The organism is Paenibacillus sp. PK1-4R, from assembly GCF_030369595.1.
Classification (GTDB): domain Bacteria; phylum Bacillota; class Bacilli; order Paenibacillales; family Paenibacillaceae; genus Paenibacillus.
Genome location: NZ_CP126535.1, coordinates 3,315,470 through 3,340,785 on the forward strand (window position 1 = coordinate 3,315,470; position 25,316 = coordinate 3,340,785).

18 protein-coding genes are annotated in these 25,316 nt (G+C 46.2%); 16 read left to right on the top strand and 2 right to left on the bottom strand.

The window, feature by feature from the left end:
* Nucleotides 1-40 precede the first annotated feature (40 nt).
* The 4 genes from QNO02_RS14500 (at nt 41) to QNO02_RS14515 (ending at nt 3,760) form a co-directional block, all read left to right on the top strand.
* On the top strand, nt 41-802 hold the full coding sequence (locus QNO02_RS14500) for an alpha/beta hydrolase (protein ID WP_289392541.1): 762 nt from the start codon (nt 41-43) through the stop codon (nt 800-802).
* Nucleotides 803-1,065: 263 nt separating this feature from the next.
* Complete coding sequence (locus QNO02_RS14505) at nt 1,066-1,500, top strand: ribonuclease domain-containing protein (RefSeq protein WP_091030542.1); 435 nt, start codon at nt 1,066-1,068, stop codon at nt 1,498-1,500.
* Between the two features lie 14 nt (nt 1,501-1,514).
* Nucleotides 1,515-1,790 (top strand): barstar family protein, encoded by a 276-nt coding sequence (locus QNO02_RS14510; protein WP_091030540.1) that lies wholly within the window; start codon nt 1,515-1,517, stop codon nt 1,788-1,790.
* Between the two features lie 275 nt (nt 1,791-2,065).
* The gene (locus QNO02_RS14515; RefSeq protein WP_289392543.1) at nt 2,066-3,760 is read left to right on the top strand and encodes an ABC transporter substrate-binding protein; all 1,695 of its coding nucleotides are present in this window, start codon (nt 2,066-2,068) and stop codon (nt 3,758-3,760) included.
* A gap of 119 nt (nt 3,761-3,879) precedes the next feature.
* On the opposite strand, the gene QNO02_RS14520 is transcribed toward QNO02_RS14515, so the two are convergent.
* Nucleotides 3,880-4,749 carry an AraC family transcriptional regulator gene (locus tag QNO02_RS14520; RefSeq protein WP_289392544.1) on the bottom strand — a complete coding sequence of 290 codons (870 nt, stop codon included), beginning with the start codon at nt 4,747-4,749 and terminating at the stop codon, nt 3,880-3,882.
* A 163-nt stretch (nt 4,750-4,912) separates the two neighbouring features.
* Between QNO02_RS14520 and QNO02_RS14525 the strand changes: the two genes are divergently transcribed.
* The 5 genes from QNO02_RS14525 (at nt 4,913) to QNO02_RS14545 (ending at nt 13,218) form a co-directional block, all read left to right on the top strand.
* The gene (locus tag QNO02_RS14525; RefSeq protein WP_289392545.1) at nt 4,913-6,430 is read left to right on the top strand and encodes a glycoside hydrolase family 43 protein; all 1,518 of its coding nucleotides are present in this window, start codon (nt 4,913-4,915) and stop codon (nt 6,428-6,430) included.
* A gap of 7 nt (nt 6,431-6,437) precedes the next feature.
* Nucleotides 6,438-7,988 carry a glycoside hydrolase family 43 protein gene (locus QNO02_RS14530; RefSeq protein WP_289392546.1) on the top strand — a complete coding sequence of 517 codons (1,551 nt, stop codon included), beginning with the start codon at nt 6,438-6,440 and terminating at the stop codon, nt 7,986-7,988.
* A gap of 125 nt (nt 7,989-8,113) precedes the next feature.
* Nucleotides 8,114-9,793, top strand: coding sequence for an extracellular solute-binding protein (locus QNO02_RS14535; protein WP_289392548.1), 1,680 nt, complete (start codon nt 8,114-8,116; stop codon nt 9,791-9,793).
* Nucleotides 9,794-9,841: 48 nt separating this feature from the next.
* Nucleotides 9,842-11,608, top strand: a complete 1,767-nt coding sequence (locus tag QNO02_RS14540; RefSeq protein ID WP_502921883.1) for a sensor histidine kinase — start codon at nt 9,842-9,844, stop codon at nt 11,606-11,608.
* Nucleotides 11,593-13,218 carry a response regulator gene (locus QNO02_RS14545; RefSeq protein ID WP_289392551.1) on the top strand — a complete coding sequence of 542 codons (1,626 nt, stop codon included), beginning with the start codon at nt 11,593-11,595 and terminating at the stop codon, nt 13,216-13,218. Before QNO02_RS14540 ends, QNO02_RS14545 begins: the two co-directional genes overlap by 16 nt.
* Nucleotides 13,219-13,342: 124 nt before the next feature.
* On the opposite strand, the gene QNO02_RS14550 is transcribed toward QNO02_RS14545, so the two are convergent.
* Nucleotides 13,343-14,110, bottom strand: a complete 768-nt coding sequence (locus QNO02_RS14550) for a helix-turn-helix domain-containing protein (protein ID WP_036670943.1) — start codon at nt 14,108-14,110, stop codon at nt 13,343-13,345.
* A gap of 274 nt (nt 14,111-14,384) precedes the next feature.
* Here QNO02_RS14550 and QNO02_RS14555 point away from each other — a divergent pair, with 274 nt between their 5' ends.
* The 7 genes from QNO02_RS14555 to QNO02_RS14585 all read left to right on the top strand — a co-directional run bounded on the left by QNO02_RS14555 (nt 14,385) and on the right by QNO02_RS14585 (nt 25,289).
* Nucleotides 14,385-15,740, top strand: a complete 1,356-nt coding sequence (locus QNO02_RS14555) for an extracellular solute-binding protein (protein ID WP_289392553.1) — start codon at nt 14,385-14,387, stop codon at nt 15,738-15,740.
* A 105-nt stretch (nt 15,741-15,845) separates the two neighbouring features.
* Nucleotides 15,846-18,743 carry an extracellular solute-binding protein gene (locus QNO02_RS14560; RefSeq protein WP_289392554.1) on the top strand — a complete coding sequence of 966 codons (2,898 nt, stop codon included), beginning with the start codon at nt 15,846-15,848 and terminating at the stop codon, nt 18,741-18,743.
* A gap of 19 nt (nt 18,744-18,762) precedes the next feature.
* A complete protein-coding gene (locus QNO02_RS14565) occupies nt 18,763-19,719 on the top strand; it encodes a carbohydrate ABC transporter permease (protein ID WP_124114701.1) in 957 nt (318 codons plus the stop codon).
* 2 nt (nt 19,720-19,721) lie between these two features.
* Nucleotides 19,722-20,597 carry a carbohydrate ABC transporter permease gene (locus tag QNO02_RS14570; protein ID WP_026081082.1) on the top strand — a complete coding sequence of 292 codons (876 nt, stop codon included), beginning with the start codon at nt 19,722-19,724 and terminating at the stop codon, nt 20,595-20,597.
* Nucleotides 20,598-20,612: 15 nt separating this feature from the next.
* Nucleotides 20,613-22,076 (top strand): NHL repeat-containing protein, encoded by a 1,464-nt coding sequence (locus QNO02_RS14575; protein ID WP_091030516.1) that lies wholly within the window; start codon nt 20,613-20,615, stop codon nt 22,074-22,076.
* Nucleotides 22,060-22,695, top strand: a complete 636-nt coding sequence (locus QNO02_RS14580; RefSeq protein WP_036670948.1) for a YIP1 family protein — start codon at nt 22,060-22,062, stop codon at nt 22,693-22,695. The genes QNO02_RS14575 and QNO02_RS14580 overlap by 17 nt, the downstream gene beginning before the upstream one ends.
* Before the next feature lie 17 nt (nt 22,696-22,712).
* Nucleotides 22,713-25,289, top strand: coding sequence for a DUF5696 domain-containing protein (locus QNO02_RS14585; RefSeq protein ID WP_289392558.1), 2,577 nt, complete (start codon nt 22,713-22,715; stop codon nt 25,287-25,289).
* Nucleotides 25,290-25,316: the final 27 nt, after the last annotated feature.

Consider the following 25,316-nt stretch of genomic DNA (forward strand, 5'->3'; position numbering starts at 1 on the left):
AAAGACATATCATTATCCTCATACTAAGGTGGTTTTAAGGTTGAAAACAGCACAACGTACAAACAAATGGAAAAAGATAATCATGTGGACGATCCTGTCCATCGTTATCATCGTGGCCGGCGTTTTCGTATATCTCAATTCGGTTACGTATAGTCCTTCTGAACAAGCGGAAACGGCGATGACAAGTGATGCTCAGGTTAATGTCACTAAGATTAAGGACGGTTACCGATTTGAACCCGTGGGTACAGAGATAACCAAACCGAATATTATTTTTTATCCAGGTGGTCTGGTTGAACCTGAAAGTTATTCTCCACTTGCCAGAGAAATGGCAGAACAGGGGCACCGCGTATATATCGCAAACATGCCAATAAACTTGGCGATTTTCGGTCAAAACAAGGCTGATTCCTTTATCGAGGAACATCCTAACGAAGCGTTTGTTATTGGTGGCCATTCGTTGGGAGGGTCATTTGCATCACGGTATGCTGCGGAGCACAATGAGAAGTTGGAAGGCGTCTTTTTCTTGGCTTCTTATGCAGATGAAGGAGGTAGCTTGAAGAATACGGACTTGTCTATCTTACAGATTACAGGCTCGGATGACGGAGTGCTTAACAGGGAAGACTGGGAGAACTCCAAAGCAAATCTTCCGGAAGACACGACATATGTGAGTATTGAGGGTGGAAATCACGGTCAATTTGGCTCATATGGCATGCAAAAAGGAGATAATCAACCTGCAATTACGGAAGAAAAGCAGTTGGAAGAGGTAGTTATAGCCCTTGCGAACTGGATGGGCAAATTAAAATAATGTATTAAATGAATGTATTGAATGGTAATGATCGTGATCGTGGTACGATTAAAGTCGCTATTTTAGCGACTTTTTTTGTTGCAGAATAAGAGTAATGCTTCAATGAAGTAGGGTAACAGCTTTTAATGATTGAATTTCAACTCCATAATAGACTTATAGAATTGCTTTAATTACCACAAATCGTTAACATTAGAAGCATTGTCATCGAAATAGCAGCAAAACGGAAGGCAGCAAGAGCAAGAACATCAAAAGGAGAAAAGATTATGTTTTTCAGAAAATTTGCTTACACATTAGTGATCATCCTCGCTGCATTATTGTTCTCAGGTTGTACGTCAGAGTCTGTGCTTGATCTCGGATCACCTCAAGTTTCGGAGGATATGGGATTTGATGAGGTTGCCAATTATATCTCGGAGCACAATGAACTCCCGCCAAATTACATTACCAAGAAAGAGGCCAGAGAATTGGGCTGGGAACCAAGTGAAGGGAATTTACATGAAGTCGCTCCAGGCAAAAGCATCGGCGGCGACGTGTTCAGGAACCGGGAAGGATTACTCCCCAACAAAAAAGGCCGGATATGGTACGAAGCGGATATAAATTACTCAGGAGGACGGCGCGGAAGCGACCGAATTCTATACTCGAATGACGGTTTAATCTACCAGACGACAGATCATTACAAGTCATTTGAACAGTTAAAATAAACGGAGGAAATGATATGAGCATCATTCAGATTAACGGAAACGACTTTCACAGTAAGGAAGAGCTTCATCAAATTTTGCAGAACCAGCTTGAGTTAGACGAGAGCTATGGAGGCAATTTGGACGCACTATGGGATGTCTTGACTGGGGCTGTAAGTATGCCGCTTACTGTTCAATGGATTGGTTTTGAGAAAAGCAAAGAGATTCTTGGAGATTACGCTGACCAACTCATGGAATTGTTGCGGGATGTGGAAGGTGAGATCCAAGGATTTACGTTGGAATTATATTATTGAAATGTAGGTTTGGCTTTATGAGGCGATGGGCAACCATCGCTTTTTTGGTCTTCACATTTTTACTGAGACTTATGTCTAGATCATGCTATTTTCATGGCTTAATAATCAAGGTTGGGGTTATTAGACTTCCTTATACTTTAAACATGGAATAGGGTAGGCAGGATTGTAATCGTTTATTAACGGTTGAATATGTAAGCGTATACTATTTCAAAGTGAACCATCGTAATGTCTGGATTGGTTATTACGACTAACACCATTTAGGGGGCAGAAAAATAATGAGAGCCGTTTCAAAAATGCTAGGAGCATGTCTCGTAACAAGTGTTGTGTTAGTTTCCGCCGGTTGCGGAAACGCTGGAGAGAATTCCGAATCAAATACGAGTGACCCCAACAGCCCGATCACATTTACATTCTTCGGCGCAGATGCAAGTCCGAACTGGAACAAAATGCAGGATGCTGTAGGGAAGAAAATTACGGAAGAAACCGGTGTAAGTATTGATGCAGAATTCGATATTTCGAGCGGAGGTGGAAACGACCGCATTTCCCTGATGGCTGCCAGCGGCGATTATCCGGATTTGATCTTCCCAAAAGGTAACTTGACCAGACTCGTTGATGCCGGGGCAATGATTGATTTGACGGATCTGATCGAAGAACACGCCCCCAATTTGAAAAAGATTTACGGTGAGCACTTCAATCGGTTGAAATACAGCAATGACGATCCTTCAATCTATTGGATTCCAACGAATGGTGCGATCGATCAAGTCAGCTTCGATGCGACGAATGGTACTGCCATTCAACATCGTGTAGTCAAGGAACTCGGGTATCCTGAGATCAAAACCTTAAACGATTTCGAAAAAGTGCTACGTGAGTATTACAAGAAACATCCGACCACAGATGATGGCCAACCCACAATTCCGCTGACGCTTAGTGCAGATGGCTGGCGGCGAATGATCACAGTTACTGATCCCGCTGTCATGTCTACTGGAGGACCTGGAGATGGTGAATATTTCATCAATCCGGATACCTACGAAGCCGTTCTGCATTACAAACGTCCCGAGGAGAAGGAATATTTCCGGTGGTTGAACAAGATGTACAATGAAGGCTTGCTGGACAAGGACAGTTTTGTTCAGAAGGATGACCAGTATAAGTCCAAAATCGCCAGTGGTCGCGTGTTATCTTTGCTTGATCCAAGCTGGGGATTCAGTGATGCGGAAAATGCTTTGAAAAGCGCAGGAAAAGACGATATGACCTACGGATTCTATCCGGTAACGTTAGATGAGAGTTTTCAGCGGAAAGATTTCCAAAATATCGGCTTTGATGGTTATGGCATTGGCATAACAGTCGATTGTGAAGATCCTGTCCGTGCCATCAAATTTTTGGATTGGATGTCTTCTGAAGAAGGGCAAGTATTGAGAAACTGGGGCGTTGAAGGCGAGCAATATAACGTGGAAGACGGTGTTCGCACCATCCCGGCCGATGTACAGGAACGTAAAAACAAAGACAATAACACATTCACCAAAGAAACCGGAGTAGGCTTGTATTACATTTTTGGTGCTCACTACGGGGATGGCGTTAAAGATTCAACGGATAATTACTATACAACGAATTATCCAGAACAGATTCAGCAAAGTTATTCTGATGAGGAGAAAGAAGCTTTGAAAGGTTATGGCATCACGACATGGAAGGACTTGTTCCCTTCCGAAGAGGAGTTCCCGGTGAAAGAGTGGGGAGCTGCTTACAATATGCCGATTCCTTCGGATAGCGGGGATTATAACGTTGTGTACCAGAAAACGCAGGATATTATTCAGAAACGGATCGCCGAAGCGATTACATCCTCTCCAAGTGCCTTTGAAGGCATATACGACAATATGATTACCGAACTTGATAATGCAGGTGCAGTAGGCATGGAACAGCAGTATACGGAGTGGATTAAAGATCGCGTTCGATTGTGGACGGGTAAAGAGATCAATTAACTTGCGGATATAATCACAATAATGAATTGTTTCAGATCGGAAGTATATCAAGAACGAAAAAACATCGAGCCATGCAGGATGGCTTGATGTTTTTTAGTTTACATTGAATGAGCTTGTCATTATTTTGGCAAAGCTTCCATTGCATCACGTCTTTGTTTGATATATCTACCGGGGGAGATGCCGACCATTTTGGTAAAACTGCGAATAAAATTGGCATAGTCACTAAAGCCCGATTGAAAGCATGCATCCGTAATACTCATTCCTTCTGACAGGTGGAATTTGGCCCGTTCAATACGTCGACCCAAAATGTAGGAACGGATTGTCAATCCAGTATGCTTTTTGAACTGGCGGCTGATATAAGTACTATTCATGTAGAACACTTCGGCAAGTTTGCGAAGTGTAATGTCTTGATTGAGATGTGTTTCAATATAATCCATGGTTTCACGAACAAGTTCAGGCATAATGTCATTGGGAACAAAGGAATTGTTATGGAACCAGACGTTAATCATGACCAACAATTGGGCTACGGCTGCATTTATTTTGATATCGGTGCCATAAGCATCGGAAGCAAGCAATCCTTCCAGTTCGTTCGTACATTGCAGCATCTGCTTCATGTTATAGTCGTCTAAATGTACGATGTTGCCTGTTCCTTTGGGGCGATGATCAAAACATGACAACAGATTGGTGGATGGTGTAGACAGCTGATAAAGGTAGGTTTTTTTGAGATTGATGGTAATTCGCTCATACTCAGATTCATCCAGAATAAAGGCGCGGTGCATCTCCTCGGGTGACATCACAAGCAAATCGCCAGGCTGTACATGGTAACATCGATTTTCTACATAAAAGTGAACGTTGCCACGAAGAAACAGGTAGATCTCGTATGCATTATGGCGATGATAGATCGTTTCCAGCTTATACGTCGTTACGCTGTGTAGATATAAGAGCTCAGGCTGGATGGGATCATAAAAACACTCAGAGGATCCACTCATGAAGTACCTCCCGTCATTTCACGCAATAAATAGAGCGGTTAACGCAATGAAATTGTACTCAGCTTACCTTAAAATGTAATCATCCTATCATGATATCTTTTGTATTGCAAACGCTTTCTTGTCAAAAGGCACAACTAAAAACGATTATAGGGGGATTCTTTCCATGAATCATCATTCTACACCACATGCTGGTGAGCAAAAGCAAGACCAAGCTGGAAATCTGGAGAATATTCCAGGGGAGATTGGAAAGCTTCGTCCCAACGGTAACCCTCTGGTGGCCCACAAATTCGGAGCCGATCCCTATGCTTTGGTATTTAACAATCGAGTCTACTTATATATGACTAGTGATAAGCTGGAATATGATAAGGACGGTCTTCCTCAGAAAAACAGCTACAGTTCAATCAACCGGATTACGGTCATTTCTTCGGATGACTTAATCAACTGGACCGATCATGGGGAGATCAGAGTTGCTGGACCTCAAGGCGCTGCAACATGGGCTTCGCAATCCTGGGCGCCGGCAGCTGCTCATCGAACCTTGGATGGCAAGGACTGTTTCTTTCTTTATTTCGCCAACAATGCCAGTGGAATAGGTGTACTGTCTGCACCGACACCTGCAGGTCCATGGATAGACCCTATAGGAAAAGCACTTATTACAAGAGAAACACCGGGAGTGGAGGAAGTAACCTGGTTATTCGATCCGGCTGTCATTGTAGATGATGATCATCAGGCCTACATATACTTTGGTGGTGGTATTCCGCAGGGAAAAGCAGAAAGACCTGATACGGCAAGAGTGATGAGATTGGGAGACGATATGATCAGCGTTGTTGGCATAGCAAAGGTGATTCAGGCGCCTTATATGTTTGAAGATGCTGGGATACATAAATATAATAATAGTTACTACTTTACGTATTGCTCCAATTTTGTGGAAGGTAATCGGCCAGAGGGCAGCCCACCACCTGGTGAAATTGCATATATGACCAGTGTTCAGCCGATGGGGCCATGGACATATCAGGGGACGTTGCTCCAGAATCCAGGCCACTTTTTTGATGTTGGCGGCAATAACCATCATGCTATATTCCAACTGGCCGATCAGTGGTACATTGCCTATCATGCTCAGACATTAAGTCAGGCCATGAATATTCCCGATGGTTACCGTTCAACACATCTGAATCGAGTTGAGCATGATGAGGCCACGGGTAGGATTCAGAAGGTACATGCAGATTATCAGGGCGTAGATCAGATCAAGTGCTTCAATCCCTATGAGCGGGTAAGTGGTTCGACGATTGGCTGGAGCAGCAGAGTAACAACAGAGCAATATCTTGACTCTGCTGAGAGTTCTGCATCCGATTCGAATATCATGTCCGCTAAGCTGCAGAATGACAGTTGGATAGCTATATCCAAGGTGGACTTTGAAAGTGAAGGACCCACAACCTTCATAGCCACGATTGCGAATCAAGGAACCGAAGGTACGTTAGAACTTCGACTTGATCGTGCAGACGGACTGTTAATTGGAGAAATCATTGTTCCGCCTGCGACCGAATCCCTTCAATGGATGGAACTAACAACTAATGTTACGGGTGCGAAAGGTGTGCAAGACTTGTATATTAAGCTTAAAAGTTCAACAGACAGCCCAACCATCCTTTTAAGAGAATGGAAGTTTAATAGAAAAAATGAGGTGTAATTAAAGCATGTATCCGAATCCGATTATTTGGGCCGATTACCCGGATCTTGACGTTATTCGTGTAGAGGACACATATTATATGGTCAGTACAACCATGCACATGATGCCGGGATGTGTCATCCTGCGTTCATATGACCTGATCCATTGGGAAGTTGCCACATATGTATACGACACATTAGATGATACACCTGCCCAACGGCTGGTGGATGGTCAGCATATTTATAGCAAAGGCATGTGGGCTGCATCACTCCGCTATCATCAAGGGATGTTCTATGTGATCTTTGTTGCAAATGATACCCGAAAAACATACTTGTATACGTCCCCCACCATCTCGGGAGTTTGGAAGAAACAATTAGTCGAAGGGTTCTACCATGATTGCTCCTTATTCTTTGACGATGATGAACGAGCATATCTCGTGTACGGTAATACCGAGATCTATCTGACCGAATTAAGCGCTGATCTGTCCGGGCCCAAACCTGGTGGAGTGCATCGCTTGATCGTAAAAGACGAGCAGCCTCATCACCTTGGTTATGAAGGAGCACATTTTTACAAGATCAATGGTAAATATATTGTGTTCCTAATTCATATAACGAAAGCTTCCGGACGGAGAACACAGGCGTTTTATATGGCAGACTCTCTGGAAGATGTCTTCACTGGTGGAGAAGTATTTAATGACGATATGGATTATTTCAATTCAGGTGTTGCTCAGGGCGGGATTGTAGATACGCCGGATGGAGACTGGTATGCCATGCTGTTTCAGGATCATGGGGCTGTTGGCCGGGTTCCTGTTTTGGTTCCGCTACACTTTGATCAAGGTAAACCGGTCTTTGCAAGCAAAGCGCCGAAACAGATTGATATCCCAAGCACAAGACCAGAGCACCGTTATAACCCGTTAGTAGGTAGCGACAGTTTCAATTATCAACCCGAAGAAGATGGAAACATCCGACTCCGTGATTTTTGGCAATGGAATCATACACCTAATCATGAACTCTGGTCCGTCACGGAGAAACCGGGAGTTTATCGTGTTCGAACTGGACAGATCAGCCCCAATCTGACATTCGCCGTAAACACACTAACCCAGCGTTCCATGGGGCCTGCTTGCGAAGCAAAGGTTACGCTTGATGGCAGTCGTCTGAATGATGGGGATTATGCCGGGTTGTGCTTTCTGATCGGTTCGTACGGTATGATCGCTCTTACGAAGCAGGATAACAAGTTATATTTGGTCATGCATGCCAGAGATAGTGAGGATTCAACCATATTTGGCAATCTGATCGACCAGAAGCCAGCCACTGAACATGAACGTATCCCGGTATCCGATCCAGTCGTTAAACTGAAAGCATTCGGAAATTTTGAGAACAATCTGGATGAGTGCTCTTTTGCCTATTTCGATGGGGTTGAATGGAGAAATATAGGGATTGTCCATAAAATGGTATATAAACTCGATCATTTTATGGGTTGCCGAACGGGGTTGTTTGTATATTCAACTGAAATAGCTGGCGGAACAGCTGACTTTTCGAATTTCGAATATCGTGTGATTCATCCTGATGAGAAGCAATGAAATATGTAAAAGCCGCCCAACGGCGGCTTTTCGTATTCAATGAGTACAAGTTGTTGTACAATGATATGGATTCATAATTGACAGAGAGAAGAGAGTTGTTCAAACCGAACTGGGGGCATGTCGTCATGTATAAGAGATGTCTGGACATAACAAGATGGACCTTCATTCTGTTCCTTGCTGTGTCCATACCAGCAGGTCATACCGAAGGTAATACCAAACAACATCATCCGCAGCAAGAGGGGCAGCAGATTCAATTTCCCGCTACGTATGAAAAGTATTCTCCTCCCATCGTAGTCTCTTTTGTCAGGGAAACCGGAGATGACCTTGAGCGCATGATTAGTCAGTTACCCGGTGAGACGATACTGGATAATCGCTGGACTCGTTTGTACGAGAAAGAGCTAGGTATTCAAATTCACTATGACTGGATTGCTAATGGAGATGTATACAATCAGAAGTTGGGTGTATCCCTTGCTGCAGGACGTTTTCCAGATGTGGTGAAAGTTAATCCATATCAACTTAGACAACTGAGCAACGCTGGAATGATCGAAGATTTAACCCATGTGTACCAAGAGTATGCTTCCCCACTTACAAAGAGTATATTGGAGGCGGAGGGAAGAGGAGCATTTGATGCGGCAACCATTGATGGCAAACTCATGGCTATTCCCGAATCATCTTCCTCGATTGAGACTGCGCAGTACCTGTGGATTAGAACCGATTGGTTGGAGCATTTGGGGCTACGGCCGCCTGAAACGATGGAAGAACTTCTCCAGGTTTCGAAAGCGTTTACAGAAGGGGATCCCGACGGGAACGGAGAGCAGGATACGTACGGACTTGCGCTAACAAACCATCTATGGGATCCAGTTATGGGAGCTGCAGGCTTGATGTCAGGCTACGGTGCCTACCCTAATATATGGGTTAAAGATGCAGAAGGAAATCTCACTTATGGAGGTATACAGCCTGAAGTTCGAGAGGCTCTGAAAGCACTGCAAACGTTGTATCGTGAAGGCCAACTTGATCCGGATTTTGGCTATAAAAGTGGAAGCAAGGCGTTTCGTTTAGTTCAGGATGGAAAAATAGGGATGCTCTACGGCGAACAGTGGACATCCTTTATGCTTCAGAGCACCCGTGATACAGGTATAGATGTAGAATGGCAGGCATATCCCATTGTTGCCAAGTCGGACCGGAGTCTGTTCGTACCGCTACGTTCCAACACTGGGCAATACTTTGCTGTAAAAAAGGGCTTCTCTAATCCGGAAGTTGTTGTAAAGCTCATGAATCTGCATCTGGACATCAACTGGGGGGATCAGGCACAGTATGAAACATACTACAATGACGACTCCCGAGCTGTGTGGATGCTATCACCGGTAACTCCTTTTCCCGGTAATAAAAATATAGATGCATACAAACAAATTCGGGATGCCAGAAATACAGGAGACTTCTCGGCTCTGCAGAATGAAGCTCTCGCCATTCACAAACGCATTGTGGCCTATGAATTGGAAGATGTAGAGAGCGGATGGGGCTGGGAACAAACCTATGGGCCTTCGGGTGCTTTTAGCATTGCAGATTCTTACGAGAAGAACGGCCAACTTCTCTATGATCAATTCACGGGCGGAATTACGGACACGATGGTTGATCGACAAATTATTCTTCGGGATCTTCAGCTTGAAGCGTATATGAACATTATTCTAGGCAGGTCGATAGATGAGTTTGATCAATTCGTTGAGAACTGGCGCAAGCTGGGGGGAGATCAGATCACATCGGAGGTTAACGCGTGGTTTCGCACCAGCAAGCCAAAGGAGCGCTAATGTTCACTTTATTCTTACAAGGAACCCACTCAGCCTTTGGCATTGGAGGTGAATGAATTGATCAAGATCCCTGCTAAATCATGGTTTAACAGTATATTTGCGCGATTAATAATCACCTATCTGGTATTTGTGCTCCCCCTTATTCTTCTTGGCGTGTATCTGTATCATTGGAGTTATGACAATGCAAGCCAGGAAATATCGTTGTCAACGGAAAGACGGTTGAACCAATATGTGGTGGAATTAAACAGAGAGATAGAATGGATGGAATTACAGCAGTTTGATATCGTTGAGGATCGAAAACTCAATCGTCTGGCCATTCTCTGGGACATGATGGATCAGGTTGAGCGGCGTGATACATTAAATTACCTGACTGAACGACTCGCTTCATTTAAGAATAGCACTGCTTATATCAAAAACGTTCATGTACATATCCCTTCTGTTGGCAAGAGTATATCCGCGATCCAAGGCATCGATGATTTCAATAAAAGTTCATATCTATATTTCAGTTCAGGCATGCAAGGAAAAGGTACACGTTTCACTGTGAAAGAGGACGCCTTGAACTTAAGTGCCGTCAGATTGACAGGCACGAGAGGAGAACCCCCGCTTTTTGTCATTCAGGTGGAGCTGGATACATACCATTTTCAGAATGAACTCACACGGCTTAATTTGTACCCGGAGAGTTCAACTTTTCTGATTGAGGACAAAACGGGGCATGCCATCACAGATAAACATCAAGCTAGTGTTATTCTCGCGAATTACCGCGAGCACAGTGTAAAGGGTACACTTGATGGCTTTCGGATGAAGGTGGGGGACACCATGTACCATGTTAGTCAGTTGCATATGGACTCCCTGGGCTTATCCGTAGCCACATATCTACCCGAGGAAATTGTTACCAAGCCACTAAGCAAGTTCTATCATTGGGCTTGGCTGTTTGCAATTACATCATTTGTTGCCATCACGGCGTATCTCTATTCAAGTTACAAGTTGATTCATATCCCGTTACTGTTGTTGGTGAAAAGGTTCAAAAAAATGGAGGGAGGCATGCTTGATGTCCCCATTGCGCATAACCGAAAGGATGAATTTGGCTTCCTATACACCCGGTTCAATCTAATGATTGAAAATCTTCAATCCCTTATCGACCGTGATTTTAAGAAAACACTGATGATGCAACGGGCCGAGTTGAAACAGCTCCAATCGCAGATTAATCCTCATTTTCTGTACAATAGCTTCTTTATTCTGAATTCACTCGCAAGGACAGGAGAAACCGAACGTATTGAGCAATTCACGAATATGCTCGGAGAGTATTTCAGGTTCATTACCCGGAATGAAACCGATCATGTGAAGTTGAAAGTGGAAGTTGAGCATTCACGAATCTATACAGAGATTCAACAATTACGATTCTCCAGACGAATCAAAGTTGATTTTGGGTCACTACCTGCGGAGATGGAACATATTAAAGTTCCAAGACTCATTATTCAACCCATTATTGAGAATGCCTACGAACACAGCCTTGAAAAGAATACGGACTCCGGACTTCTAATTATTGGGTTTAATATGGAAGGTTCATATGCCGAGATCACCGTAGAGGATAATGGTAATGAGTTGGAAGAGCAACACATTCAAACTCTTCAACAACGCTTGCATAAGGACGGAGGTACAGACGAAATGACCGCGTTAATAAATATTCATCGGCGTCTGATCCTGACGTATGGAGAAGGAAGTGGCCTTTTCCTATCCAGAAGTGAACTGCAAGGGTTAAAAGTCACAATTCGAATCCAGTGGAAAGAGGGAGAAAACGAATGTATCGACTTTTGATTGTAGATGACGAGGAGATTATTACGGATAGTCTCTATGAAACGTTTGCCAGACATATACCCGACCAGCTTGACGTATGTAAAGCCTACTCTGCAACAGAAGCATTGTCCTGGATGCAGCGTTCGAGAATTGACATTGTTCTAACGGACATCCGCATGCCGGGCATGAGTGGCTTGGAACTGACAGAGCGGATTCAAGCCAGTTGGCCGAATTGTCGCGTCATTTTTCTGACAGGACACAGCGATTTTGATTATGCATATCAAGCTTTTCAGATGGCTAACGTGCGTTACTTGCTCAAAACGGAAGGTTATGACAAGGTGATGTCTGTTGTAGAAGATGTGATGGAAGAGATCCGGCGAAGTCACAGCATGGTTGAGTTGTTGGAACATTCTCATAAAGTCAACTCACAGCTTGCACTGATACAGCAAAAAGAGTATTTGCGGAAGCTACTTCAAGACTGTACAGCGGTTATAGATTCTACTAAGGATATGCAGGACGAATTATCCAAACGAGATATAAGATTACAGATCAACTCGCCTGTTTATCTCATACTGGGTCGGTTTAATAATCCGCCAGAAAAAGGTTCGGACCTCACACAAGTCCAGGACTCTGTTCGTATTATCGGCTCTTCTCTGATGAATGAGCGTACAGTGTGTGCAAGTGTAACGGACCATTATGGGGATACGATCTGGCTGCTGCAGCCGAAGCAGGAGGAAGAGTTGCCAAATGATAAACTTGTGCGATTTCTAGAAGGTACACTGGAACTGGTACAGGAAGCATGCATGGTATCACTTGGCGTATCCATTGCTTTTTCATTAAGTAGTCGAAGCTGCAATTGGTCCGAGTTAACCAAACAATATGAACGTCTGCGATTACTCCAGTGGATGAAAATTGGGGATGGTGTATCCATGGTACTCACGGATCATCGTAATGATCTCTCATCTGATGTACCCAAAGAATCCATGCGGATCTCAAACCGGATCGAGATTATGTCAGGATATTTGGAAACGGGAAGAATTCAGCCATTTTACGATATATTTGAGGAGCTTGCAGGCGAACTGCTGCAACAGGATATTACGATGGAACGTGCTATGGAGACATACTACAATCTGGCCTTATTATTGCATTCAACGATCAATCGCTGGGGTCTTCAACAGAAGATCCCGGATCAACGAAGCTTGTTGCACTTAGGGGAGTATACATGCATGAAGGATGCAGTACAATTTCTATATCGTGCTGCCGATGAACTGGTACGCTACAAAAGATCAAATGAACAGGAACGCGCTAACGTTGTAATTCATTCCTTATGCAGTTACGTCAAGGAGAACCTGGAGAAAGATCTTTCTCTGGTGAGATTGGCAGAACTTCATCATTTTAATCCATCCTATCTGTCACGATTTTTTAAGCAGGAAATGGGAATAAACGTGTCAGAGTTCATTGACGACTGCCGAATACGGAAAGCCAAAGAATTGCTTCAGAACACAAATCTTATGGTACGTGAGGTCGCACTTCAAGTGGGGTATGAGGCTGCACATTCGTTTACCCGACTTTTTAAGAAAATAACGGGAATGACTCCCCAAGAATACCGGGAATCCCTTTTGGTACGTTAATGGTGAATACTCTGGAATTGACCAAACCCAAACAACCACAAAAAAACGCAGGAAGAAGAATACATCCTGCGTTTTTTTGTGGTTATTATCTAATTGATAAACAAACCGATTTGGCAATCCACCTTTAGGCCGTGTGGATTTTTTGTCTTCTATAAGCATTGGGACTCGATCCGGCATACGCTTTGAACTTTTTATAGAACCAGTCAATATCCTTATAACCTACCTCAATAGCAATCTCATATATTCGCAAATTCGTAGAAGACAACAACTGCTGGGCCTTTTCCATACGTTGCTGGAGCATATAATCATTGAAAGACATCTTCTCTTCCAGCTTGAACTTCTGTCCAAGGTACGCACAGTTAAAATGAAGCATGTCAGAGATCTTCTTCAGCGTGATTTCATCACTCAAATGATCCCGTACATAGGCCTTGACGATACGAATAACATGACTGGAGTGCATGGGTTTACCATTCATTTGAACGGGTGTTTTGAAGAACGACGACGTTTTGTGTGCCGGGTCGGTTTCAAGGTGAGATCTAAGTGCATGCAGACTGTTAAGTAAAGAAGAGGGACTAACAGGATACGGGAGATAATCATTTACCTGATACGTCAAGGCTTTGCGTACGAACCTGAAGTGATCTCTTCCACCCATAAGGAGAATAGGTATCTGACTTTTTTTTCGAATGTCGTTGCATAACCAGAGCCCCGCGGTATCAAACCTCTCTGTATGTACCATAACAAGGGAAAAGTCTCGTTCTGACAATGCGGTCAAAGCCTCGGCCGATGAGAACACACAATTTGCGATAGTATATTGAGCTTTGCTCCGTAGCAACATCTGTTGCAACTCCCCGCACAAACGACGGCTGAAATCCACAAGTAAAATATCATACATGAAGCAATACCTCACCTTCTGCTGAATTGTAATGCGCTAGGTTAACTGAAATTTGACTTAATTTCATTATGGTAATAAAAGAAAGCGCATACAATGTGCATATTTTTGTAGACAGTGCATTTCTTTACCAATTAAAACCTATAATGCAATTTGCTTGAGTAAAATTACGCAAATCTATATTCAGCCCGGGTAAACATCTGTATTCTGGCAGGTTGTTTGCGCTTTCATTTGGACGATACACTGTGATAGCAAACGACAATCAGGGGGGAAGACGATGAGAAAAAACAAGTTCATGCTACTAAGCCTGGTATTTGCGGTCTTGTTGGTGATTGCTGCATGTAGTTCTGCACCTACTGCTCAACCCGAGCCGGAAAAGACAACACCACAGGAGGAACAAAAACCCGCGGAAGCCGAGCCAAAGAATGAAAACTCCACGCCAGAAATGGACTTTGACATGGGCGGCAGAACCATCAAGGTTGTTGCTTGGTGGGACATGGAAATACAGGGGAACAACCCGGACAACATTCAACGCCTTGAGAATCTCGAAGCGCTGAAGAAAAAACACAACTTTAATATTGAATATGTTTCCATCGATTTCGGTGAATATCAGGAAAAAGTAGTTGCTTCCCTGATGGCCGGTGAACCGCTTGGCGATCTGGTGAGACTGGGCAAAAACTATGCGATTCCGGCATTGACCAAACAGGATCTGTTATGGCCGGTGGATGATTATATTAAAAACGACAAGGTATTCAACCAGAAAACAACCAAGGAATACATGCAGTATGAAGGTAAAGGTTACGGCTTTACTGAGGACCAGTCCTCGTTTATCAACGGAATTTTCTATAATCGCACACTCATGCAAGAGCTCGGCTTGAAGCCACTTCAAGAGTATGTCGATGCCGATGAATGGAACTGGGATACGTTCATCAGTGTTGCCAAGCAAGCGAACAAGGATCGAAACAATGATGGCAAGCTGGATACTTGGGGACTCGCTCAAACGGGCTTGCTGGAACCGATTCTGTATTCCAACGAGGCTTCTCTGACCAAAGAAGATAAGCAGAACCTGGAAGATCCAAAAACAAAAGAAGCGTTGAACTTCCTGTCCAAACTGGCTACCGAGAAGGTCGGCAGAGCTTCTGAGGGCGGCGATTGGACAGAGCCATCCACGTTCTTCCGTCAAGGCAACACCTTGATGTATTCAGGTGCTATGTACGAAGTCGAAGGTATTATGACGGATATGCAGGACTACGATATTGGTTTTGTACCGTTTCCAAAAGGTCCAAGTGCAACAGCGTATCACTCCGGTGAGTCACGTTACCAGGCTATAACAATTCCAAAAGCGGTCGAGAATCCGGAACAACTGATGTACATCTGGGAGAAAATTAACGAGATCGATTCGATCTATGAGTATCCGGGACAATCCACACTGGAGACACATCTGACCGATGAAGCAGATATCAACAACGCCAGAGAGGTCGCGGAAGGTATGTTGGTTCTCGACCATAACACATTCCCGTCCTTGCCGTTCTGGGACTTTGATGGGGAACTCAAAGAAGGGGTATCCGTATCTACGCTGATCGAGAAATACAAGGCTCCTTTCCAGGCTGCGATTGATGAGGTTTACAAATAAGTATTACGTTACACGGGCAGAACGCACCAGTGAAGGTGCGGTCTGTCCGGGTTAGTCAATCGTTCAGTTCTCTCAACGCTTACAGGAAAGGGGATACATTCAAACATGCGGTCACGTAAGAAAAAGGGACTAATCCTGGTGCTTGTCCTGGCCTTGGTGCTCTCCATATGGACACTATATCCATCGCGGGATCGTAATCCGGGAACCGTACATGCGCTTGAGGATTTTGAGGCGGTATCGGGAACCGAGGATTCATTCAGTTATGAGCATTATCTGACTGCTCATGACAATACGGCCAAACCGGATGAAATTGTACGCATCGAAGGCGAATCTTATGTTCAGGCAGAGGATGGGGAATTTGAAATTGTGCAAGGGTACGCCGGATTAGACGGAAGTGCCGTAATTACGCCGGAAACTGGAACCATTCGCTGGGATGTTCCCGTTCAAGTGAGCGGTTTGTACAACATTCGCATTCACTATTATCCCGTAGAAGGCAAAAGCTCCGGGATCGAACGCAGGCTTGAGCTTAACGGTAAGGTCCCGTTCAGAGGGGCCGATATTCTTCTGTTTGACAGGGTATGGGGGAATCGCGAGGATAACGTCCGGCAGGACGATCGTGGCAACGAGCTTAGACCAAGACAAGTGGAACAGCCCGAATGGCAACTGACTTCCTTCAAGGACAGTGCAGGGTACTTCGAGGAACCGTTTCAGTTTTATTTTGAAAAAGGCAGTCAGCAGTTATCGCTCACTTCATTAAGAGAGAGCATGGCGATTGATTATATCGAGCTGTACCAAGAAGGCGAAGTTCCTTCCTATGCAGAGTTGGAGCAGACCTATGCCTCACTTGGCTTGAAACAAGCGGCTCCTGTCATGCTGAAAGTACAGGGGGAGGAAGCTGTCAGCAAATCTTCCCCTACACTGGCACCAATCTCGGACCGATCAAGCCCTTCACTGGAGCCTTATAATGTATCGAAAATTCGGATGAACGCCATCGGGGGCATTAACTGGAAACTGCCGGGCGAATGGATTGAATGGGAAATAGACGTGCCTGAAGACGGACTGTATCAACTGGCGCTTAAGGTGAAGCAGGATCAATTGCGTGGCATCTATGCCACCCGCAGTCTGACGATTAACGGCGAAGTTCCGTTTAAGGAAATGAAACGCATTCGATTTAACTACAGCCCTGCCTGGCAAACTCAGGTGTTGGGATCGGGAGAAGATCAGCCATATCAGTTTCATCTGGAAAAAGGAAAACACCGAATCCGAATGACGGTTACACTTGGCGACATCGCTCCGCTGCTGCGGACCGTGGAATCCAGCGTGCTGGAACTGAATGAGATGTATCGCAAAATATTAATGATCACCTCCAACAGTCCGGACCCACTGCGGGATTACCAGCTGGAACGGCGTATTCCGGAGATGACGGAGGTGTTTGAACGACAAGCTGACACCTTGCGCTCCGTTGCAGATTACCTGGAAAAGGCCACGGGTGAGCAAAGTGACAAAGTGGCTGTACTGCACGCCATGGTATTGCAGCTTGAAGATATGGCGGCCAGACCAGAGACGGTTCCCAAACGGCTGGATACGTTCAAAATTAACGTAGGCGGTCTCGGCACATGGATTCTATCGGTACGTGAACAGCCGATTACGTTGGATTACCTTGTCGTATCTCCGCCGGGTGAATCGCTGCCAAAAGCGGAAGCGAGCACCATCCAGCAGGTGAAGCACGAACTGGGTGCATATGTTGCCTCGTATACCGAAGATTACGACAGCATTGGGAATGTGGAACAAAAGAAGGATGCCATCACCGTATGGATCACAACCGGACGAGATCAGGCCCAAGTACTGAAAGGTATGATCGACGATTCGTTTACCCCGGATACGGATGTGTCCGTGCAGTTACGTCTCGTTCCGCCTAATATTTTGCTGCCCGCAACACTTTCGGGGGAAGGACCGGATGTTGCCATGCAGATGGGCGAAGACATTCCGGTGAACTATGCGATGAGGAATGCAACAGCGGATCTGAGCCAGTTCCCCGATTTCGAGGAAATTTCGGGCAGGTTCCGTGAAAGCGGATTGACGCCTTACCGCTACAACGACGGGGTATATGCCCTTCCGGAGCAGCAGCATTTTCCAATGCTCTTTTACCGCAAAGATATTCTGAATGAACTGGGCCTCGAACCGCCGAAAACGTGGCAAGACGTATATAACGCCATCGCCGTGCTGCAGAAGCATAACATGGAGTTTTATCTGCCGATAGAGGATACGCTGAACAATGCCAACCTGGTTCCGAATTCAACCTTTGCGATGTTGTTATATCAGAATGACGGAACGTTCTACACCGAAGACCAGAAGAAAAGTGCGCTGGATTCGGAGATTTCAATGGACGCGTTCAAGCGCTGGACGCAATTTTATACCAATTACAAGTTTCCGCTCAAAGCCGACTTTCCGAACCGCTTCCGTACCGGCGAAATGCCGATCGGGATTGCTGATTACACCACGTATAACATGCTGACGGTTATGGCTCCGGAAATCCGCAATCTCTGGGACTTTACGATTGTTCCGGGTACACAGCTTCCGGATGGGTCCATACGGCATGAAGTGGCCAGCGCTACGAGCGCGGTGATGATGCTCGAAAATGCCGACAACAAGGAAGCGGCGTGGAAGTTCATGAAGTGGTGGACTGATGATCAGACCCAGATTGAATACGGGAGAGAAATGGAAGGTCTTATGGGAGCGGCTGCCCGTTACCCGACGGCCAATATCGAAGCCTTGAAGCAATTGCCTTGGCCTGTGAAGGATTATCAAAATCTGGAGAAACAATGGGAATGGGTGCAGGGAATCCCGCAGCTTCCTGGAGGTTATTTCACGGGACGACATCTGGACAACGCCTTCCGCAAGGTGGTCAATGCAAATGAAAATCCGCGTGAAGCCTTATCGGACTATGTGTTGTACATTGATGATGAAATTGAGTTAAAACGCAAGGAATTTAATCTGAAATAGAGGAAAGGGAGGGTAACGGTTGCAAGCTAAAACTACCAAGACAGCCGCCGCTCCTGCCGTCCATACCCGCCAGGTCGGCTGGTGGTCCCTATTGAAGCGGGATCTGTATCTCAGCAGGCATTATTATGTATTGATGGCACCGTTTATGCTGATTTTTTTCATGTTTACTGTCATTCCGGTCGGCATTTCACTCGGGCTCAGCTTTTTTCACTTCAATATGCTGGAGCTGCCGCGATTTGTCGGCTGGCAGAACTATTCCCGGCTTTTCCTGAACGATGACGTATTTCTGATCGCGCTCAAAAACACGCTCCTTTTTGCCGTAATTACAGGCCCTATCAGTTATATTGCCTGCTTTTTGTTTGCGTGGATCATCAATGAGCTGTCTCCTAAAATTCGGGCGGTCATGACGTTGGTTTTCTATGCTCCATCCATATCGGGCAACGTCTTTTTCATCTGGCTGATCATCTTCTCTGGTGACAGCTACGGGTATATGAACGGCTTCCTGATGCGCCTTGGCGTCGTACTGGAACCGATCCAATGGCTCGCAGACGAGAAGTATGTACTGGCAATCGTCATTATTGTACAGCTGTGGCTGAGCCTGGGAACCAGCTTCCTGGCCTTTATTGCAGGACTGCAAACCATTGATCGTTCTCTGGTTGAAGCAGGAACCGTAGACGGGATCAAAAACCGCTGGCAGGAGCTCTGGTACATCACCTTGCCTTCGATGAGACCGCAGCTGATGTTTGGTGCGGTAATGCAGATTACTGCTTCCTTCGCCGTGGCTGAGATCTCCATCGCACTGGCAGGTTTCCCGAGCGTAAACTATGCGGCACACACAGTTGTCACGCATCTGATGGACTTCGGAACCATTCGTTTCGAGATGGGGTATGCCTCGGCCATCGCAACAGTCCTGTTTGCCTTGATGCTGGGTACAAACGTTTTCACGCAAAAAATGCTTAGAAAGATAGGTGAATGACGATGACCAGCAAAGTACGTGCCGTGTTTGGCATGCCAAAAAGGCTTAATCGGTCATTTACCGTCAGCCTGATGTTATTTGCATTGCTGGGCGTGTTCGGCTCCTTTATGGTGCTTCCGCTCATCTATGCTGTCAACAATGCATTCAAGCCGCTGGATGAGCTGTTTATTTTCCCGCCGCGCTTCTGGGTGAACAATCCGACAACGGAGAATTTTGCCGATCTGATCAACCTCATGGGCAATTCTTGGGTGCCGTTATCCCGCTATATTGCCAACACATTGCTCATTACGATACTTGGCACAGCGGGGCATATCCTTCTTGCATCTGCAGCAGCTTATCCGCTGGCGAAATATCGTTTTCCGGGTTCCAAAGTGTTGTTCACCATTGTCATTCTGTCCCTGATGTTCTCGCCGCATGTTACGGCGATTCCGAACTACATGGTCATGTCCTGGCTTGGCTGGATTAACACACATGCGTCCATTATTGTGCCATCACTTGCGTTCTCGCTGGGACTTTTCCTGATGAAACAGTTCATGGAGCAGATTCCCGATGCTTTGCTGGAGGCAGCCAAAATCGACGGAGCCAATGAATACCGGATATTCTGGAGCATTGTGATGCCCAATGTGAAGCCGGCATGGCTCACGCTCATGATCCTGCAGTTTCCAGCGTTATGGGGAACGGATGGCGGGAGTTTCATTTACAGTGAAAATCTCAAAACGCTGCATTATGCGCTCAGTCAGATTGTGCAGGGAGGGATTGCAAGAGCCGGTGTAGGTGCGGCTGTTGCCTTGCTGCTGATGATCGTACCGATCACCCTGTTTATCATCTCTCAGAGCAGTGTTATGCAGACGATGGCCACTTCGGGCATGAAAGAATAGAAAGGAGGCAGCGAGGTGCGGAGAAGCACATGGAAAAAACGTAAATCGATCATCATGGGCATGATCTGCCTCCTGTTGTTCGTTCAAGAGGCGCCCTACGTGAGTGCAGACGGTAAAACGGATGCGTATCATTATTCATTCTGGGGTGACGCAGTTCCGGCACCGGCGGCATATGAGGCAACAACCATTATCACCGGTAAGAAGCTGAACACAACTCCTATGAAAGAGCCAAGCGACATGCATGTTACCTCCAATCAGCACGTCTTTGTGCTCGATTCGGGCAATGGCCGCATCATTGAGATGGATCGCAACTTCAAGCTGGTACGTACGATTGATTCATTTGAGCAGGAAGGCAAGGAAGATCATTTTAAAAATCCACAGGGATTGTACGTCACGGAAAAAGGCCATCTGCTGGTCGCTGATTCGGATAATCACCGGGTGGTGCATCTGGATGAACAGGGGAAGCTGGTCAAGATCGTGTCTGAACCGAAATCGGATCTTTTAAAAGCAGACTTCCAGTTTAAACCGATGCGGATTGTTATGGACAAGGGGGAGCGTATCTACGTCATGGCCGAAGGCGTATTTGATGGATTCATGGAGTTCAGCGCCGATGGTACGTTCTCTTCCTTCATTGGAGCAAACAGAGTTCAGGTGGACCCGGTGGAATATCTGTGGAAGCGGTTTGCAACACGGGAGCAGCGCAGTCAGATGGTGATGTTCACTCCAACGGAATTTACCAATCTGGATATGGATGAAGAGGGCTTTATCTACGCCACTAGCGGGGATCGAGGCAAAGATCCGGTCAAGAAGCTGAATGCCCAGGGTACAGACATTTTGCGCAGAGAAGGCTATCAGACTCCGCAGGGGGATTTGCTGTATACCCAGGAAGCAGGGCCATCCCGCCTGATTGATGTCGATGTGGGTGACAGTGACATGTATTCCGTACTGGATTCCAGCAAGGGCCGAATCTTCACCTACAATGGAGACGGATACCTGCTCCATATTTATGGCGGCATCGGGAACCGGCTGGGCCAATTTAATACACCTGTTGCTCTGGAACGTGCGGGAGACCGGATGTTAGTTCTGGATAAAGCGCTGGGTGAAATCACCGTTTTTCAAACAACTGAATACGGACGTACGCTCCACGAAGCGGTGCGCAGCTACTATAACGGTGATGAAGATCAATCTTCGGTGCTGTTTGCCCAAGCTGCCGAGATGAACGCTAACTTGGAATATGCGTATGCGGGAATTGGCAAAGCATTGCTTCGTCAGAAGGAATACGCCGAGTCTGCGAAATATTTCAAGCGCAGCATGGAGCCCAAAGGGTATTCCAAAGCTTTTCTTTTGTACCGCAAAGAGCTGATGCGTGAGCATTTTTCATGGATGATGTCCGGTATATTCCTGGCTGTCGCTGCGATTGTCACCGTCGTCATTGTTCGCAGGCAGAAAAGGAGGACTACGAATGCAGGCATCAAGTAAGCAACTATACCAGTACCCGCTGCATCTGATTTTTCATCCGTTTGACGGATACTGGGAATTGAAATATGAACGGAACCAGAGAAACTCACTGCTGATTGCTTTCATGATCCTGGTGCTTCTGGTCATCACCAAAATTTTGCATGCCCAGTACAGCGGTTTTCTCATTAATCTCAGTAATCCAAAGTACCTGAACAGTCTGCTCGAAATGCTATATGTCATTATACCGGTACTGTTTTGGTGTGTGGCTAACTGGTCGTTAACCACATTGATGGACGGGGAAGGCAAGTTCTCCGAAATTTTCATGTCAACGTGTTTTGCACTGGTACCGTTGTTACTCATTCATTTTCCATGGATCTGGCTGAGTCTTGTGATCTCTGCGCAGGAAACTGCCTTTTATTATTTCTCCAATGCACTCGCCGTTGCGTGGACAGTATATCTGTTATTTGTGGGGAATATGACGGTTCATCAGTACACACCAGCCAAAACGGTGCTCACGATGCTGCTGACACTTGTAGCAATGGCATTTATGGCATTTCTGTGCCTGTTATTCTTCAGTCTTGTACAGCAGATTGTATCGTTTGTCGTAACCATCTATCAGGAATTAGTGCTTCGGGGCTAAGGGAGGAGGAAATTGTTATGAATTATACCGTAGCCAAAAAAATAACAGGAATGCTGCTCGCAGGCAGTCTGCTTCTTGGCGGTTGTCAATTCTCGCCAACACCGCTCGCTCACGAGACAGTGACTGCCGCTGATCCGACGGACTTTCCCTCCCTGCCTCCCGGAGAGAAACTGAAATCATCTTTCAGCGATGTCCGCCTTCCCGGCATGGTAGGCATTGCGCAGAATGCTGCGCTGCAGTTGTTCATTAACGAAGAGACTGCCGAGATTGCAGTGATTCACACGCAGAGCGGCCAGATCTGGCGCAGCAATCCTGCAGATCGTGAGCAGGATGGGGTTGCGGCCGGGATAAACAAAGACCTTTTGTCATCACAAACGAAGCTCAGCTTCTTCAACAGCCTTGGACAGAGCAGCACCGTGAATTCCTTCACGGATAGTGTTGCACACAAGCAGATAAGCTACGAGGTGCTGCCAAGCGGCGTGCGGGTCCACTACCAGTTTGGAAGCACTGAGCGATCCATAGAAGACTTGCCGATGAAGATCAGCAAGGAGCGATTTGAACAAAAGCTGCTTGCACAGCTAGATAAGGCCGGGCAGCGGGCCTTGAAGGTCGGTTATGCGGAAGATAAGGATGAAGGCGCTTACGTCCGGATTGATAAGGCGATGCAAGGATTGCAATTGTCCCGGGCCTTGAAGGCTTTTGACACAGCCGGTTACACATCGGAGGATCTGGCTCAGGATCATGCCGAGTTTGGCATTGAAGAGGAACGAAGTGGACCACGGCTGTTTATGCTTACGATGGAATATGAGCTGGATGGAGAGGATCTGCTCGTGCGTGTTCCGTCCTCAGGCATTCATTTTCCGGAGGAATATCCGATCAACAGCATATCTGTAATGGATTACTTCGGGGCCGGGGGTTCAGAAGAAGAGGGCTCCATACTGGTGCCGGACGGTTCGGGAGCGCTGATCCATTTTAACAATGGCAAGCTGCAGTATCCTGCCTATCAACAAGATATATATGGACCGGATATGACCATGAAACTGCGGGAAGCAAGTTCGAATGAAGCCAGAGCCAGGTTGCCGGTATTTGGACTGATTCGGAAAGAGGGAGCTTTCCTGGGCATTATTGAAGAAGGGGATGCCGTTGCAGTTGTGAATGCCGATATCAGCGGCAAGCTGAACAGCTACAACAACGTATATCCCAGCTTCTATGTGGTGAACAAGAGCGATGTGACGCTTCAGGCAAGTGATATGGTTCGTACACTTCCGAAATTCCAGAAGAAACCGACCGTGTCTGATTTCGTCGTTCGATATGCTTTTGTCGGGGCGGATAAGGCCTCATACTCCGGGCTTGCATCTCTCTATCGGGATTATCTGATGCAAAACGGCGGACTTCCCGAGTTGAACGCCAGCAAGGAGCAGAGTAACGTTCCCTTTTATCTGCAACTGTTCGGTGGCATGACAACAAGACAGCATATGTTGGGCATACCGTATGATTCAACGGAGGCTTTGACCACATTTGATGAAGCCAAAAACATTCTCTCCGCCTTGACGGAGAAGAAGGTATCCAATATTCAGGTGCGCTATGCAGGATGGCTTAACGGCGGACTTCATCATCGACTGCCGGATTCCATCCAAGTAGACGGCGCGGTAGGCGGGAAAAAGGGATTGCGGGAATTCAGCGCATACACACAAGAAGCGGGCATCGGTTTCTATCCCGATATCGCTCTGCTGAATGTGCAATCCAAAAAAGGGTTTAAACCGTCCAAAGAAGCTTCACGCACATTAACTCAGGAACCGGCGGTCTTGTATCCGATGAACCAGGCCATCCAGCGGCGGGACCGGGATCGTTCACCATCCTATGTGCTTTCGCCCAACATGCTGGAGGACGTGACGGCAGACATGTTAGATGAGCTGAGGTCCCTTCAAAAGGATGGACTGTCGCTAAGCCTGAATGATCTGGCAGCTCAGTTAAACAGCGATATGAATCCGAAAAAGCTGGTGGACCGAACACAAGCGCTCGGCTCCGTGAAGAAGGCACTGGAACAGATCGGGCAGCAGGCTGGCTCGCTTGTTGCTGAAGGCGGGAACGCTTATGCCCTGCCGTATGTAACTGGTCTGACAGATGCACCGATGACCAGCAGTCGTTTCAAGCTGGAGGATGAAGAGATTCCGTTCTATCAGCTCGTTGTACACGGCAGCATCGGTTATACGGGGACGCCATACAATCTCTCCACATATACCAATGCAAGGCAATATGTGCTGAAGCTGATTGAATATGGAGCCAGCCCTTACTTTGCATGGTTCAATGCGCCAAACCATGTTGTGAAAGAAACGGATTATGATGATCTCTACGCGGCGAATTATGAACAATGGATCGATCTGGCTGCCGAAATCTACAACGAGGTGAACCAGGTGAACCAACCGTTTGCCGGACGTTCCATGATATCTCATGAATCCCTGGAGGAGGGCGTCTTCCGGACAACATATGAAGGTGGCGGGTTCGTAATCGTCAATTATAACGACTTCCCTGTAGAAGTTAACAACGATACAGTGGAAGCCCAAAGCTATGTGACTGGTGGTGAGCAGCTCTGAAGACGCTCCTGAAATGGAAATGGGGAA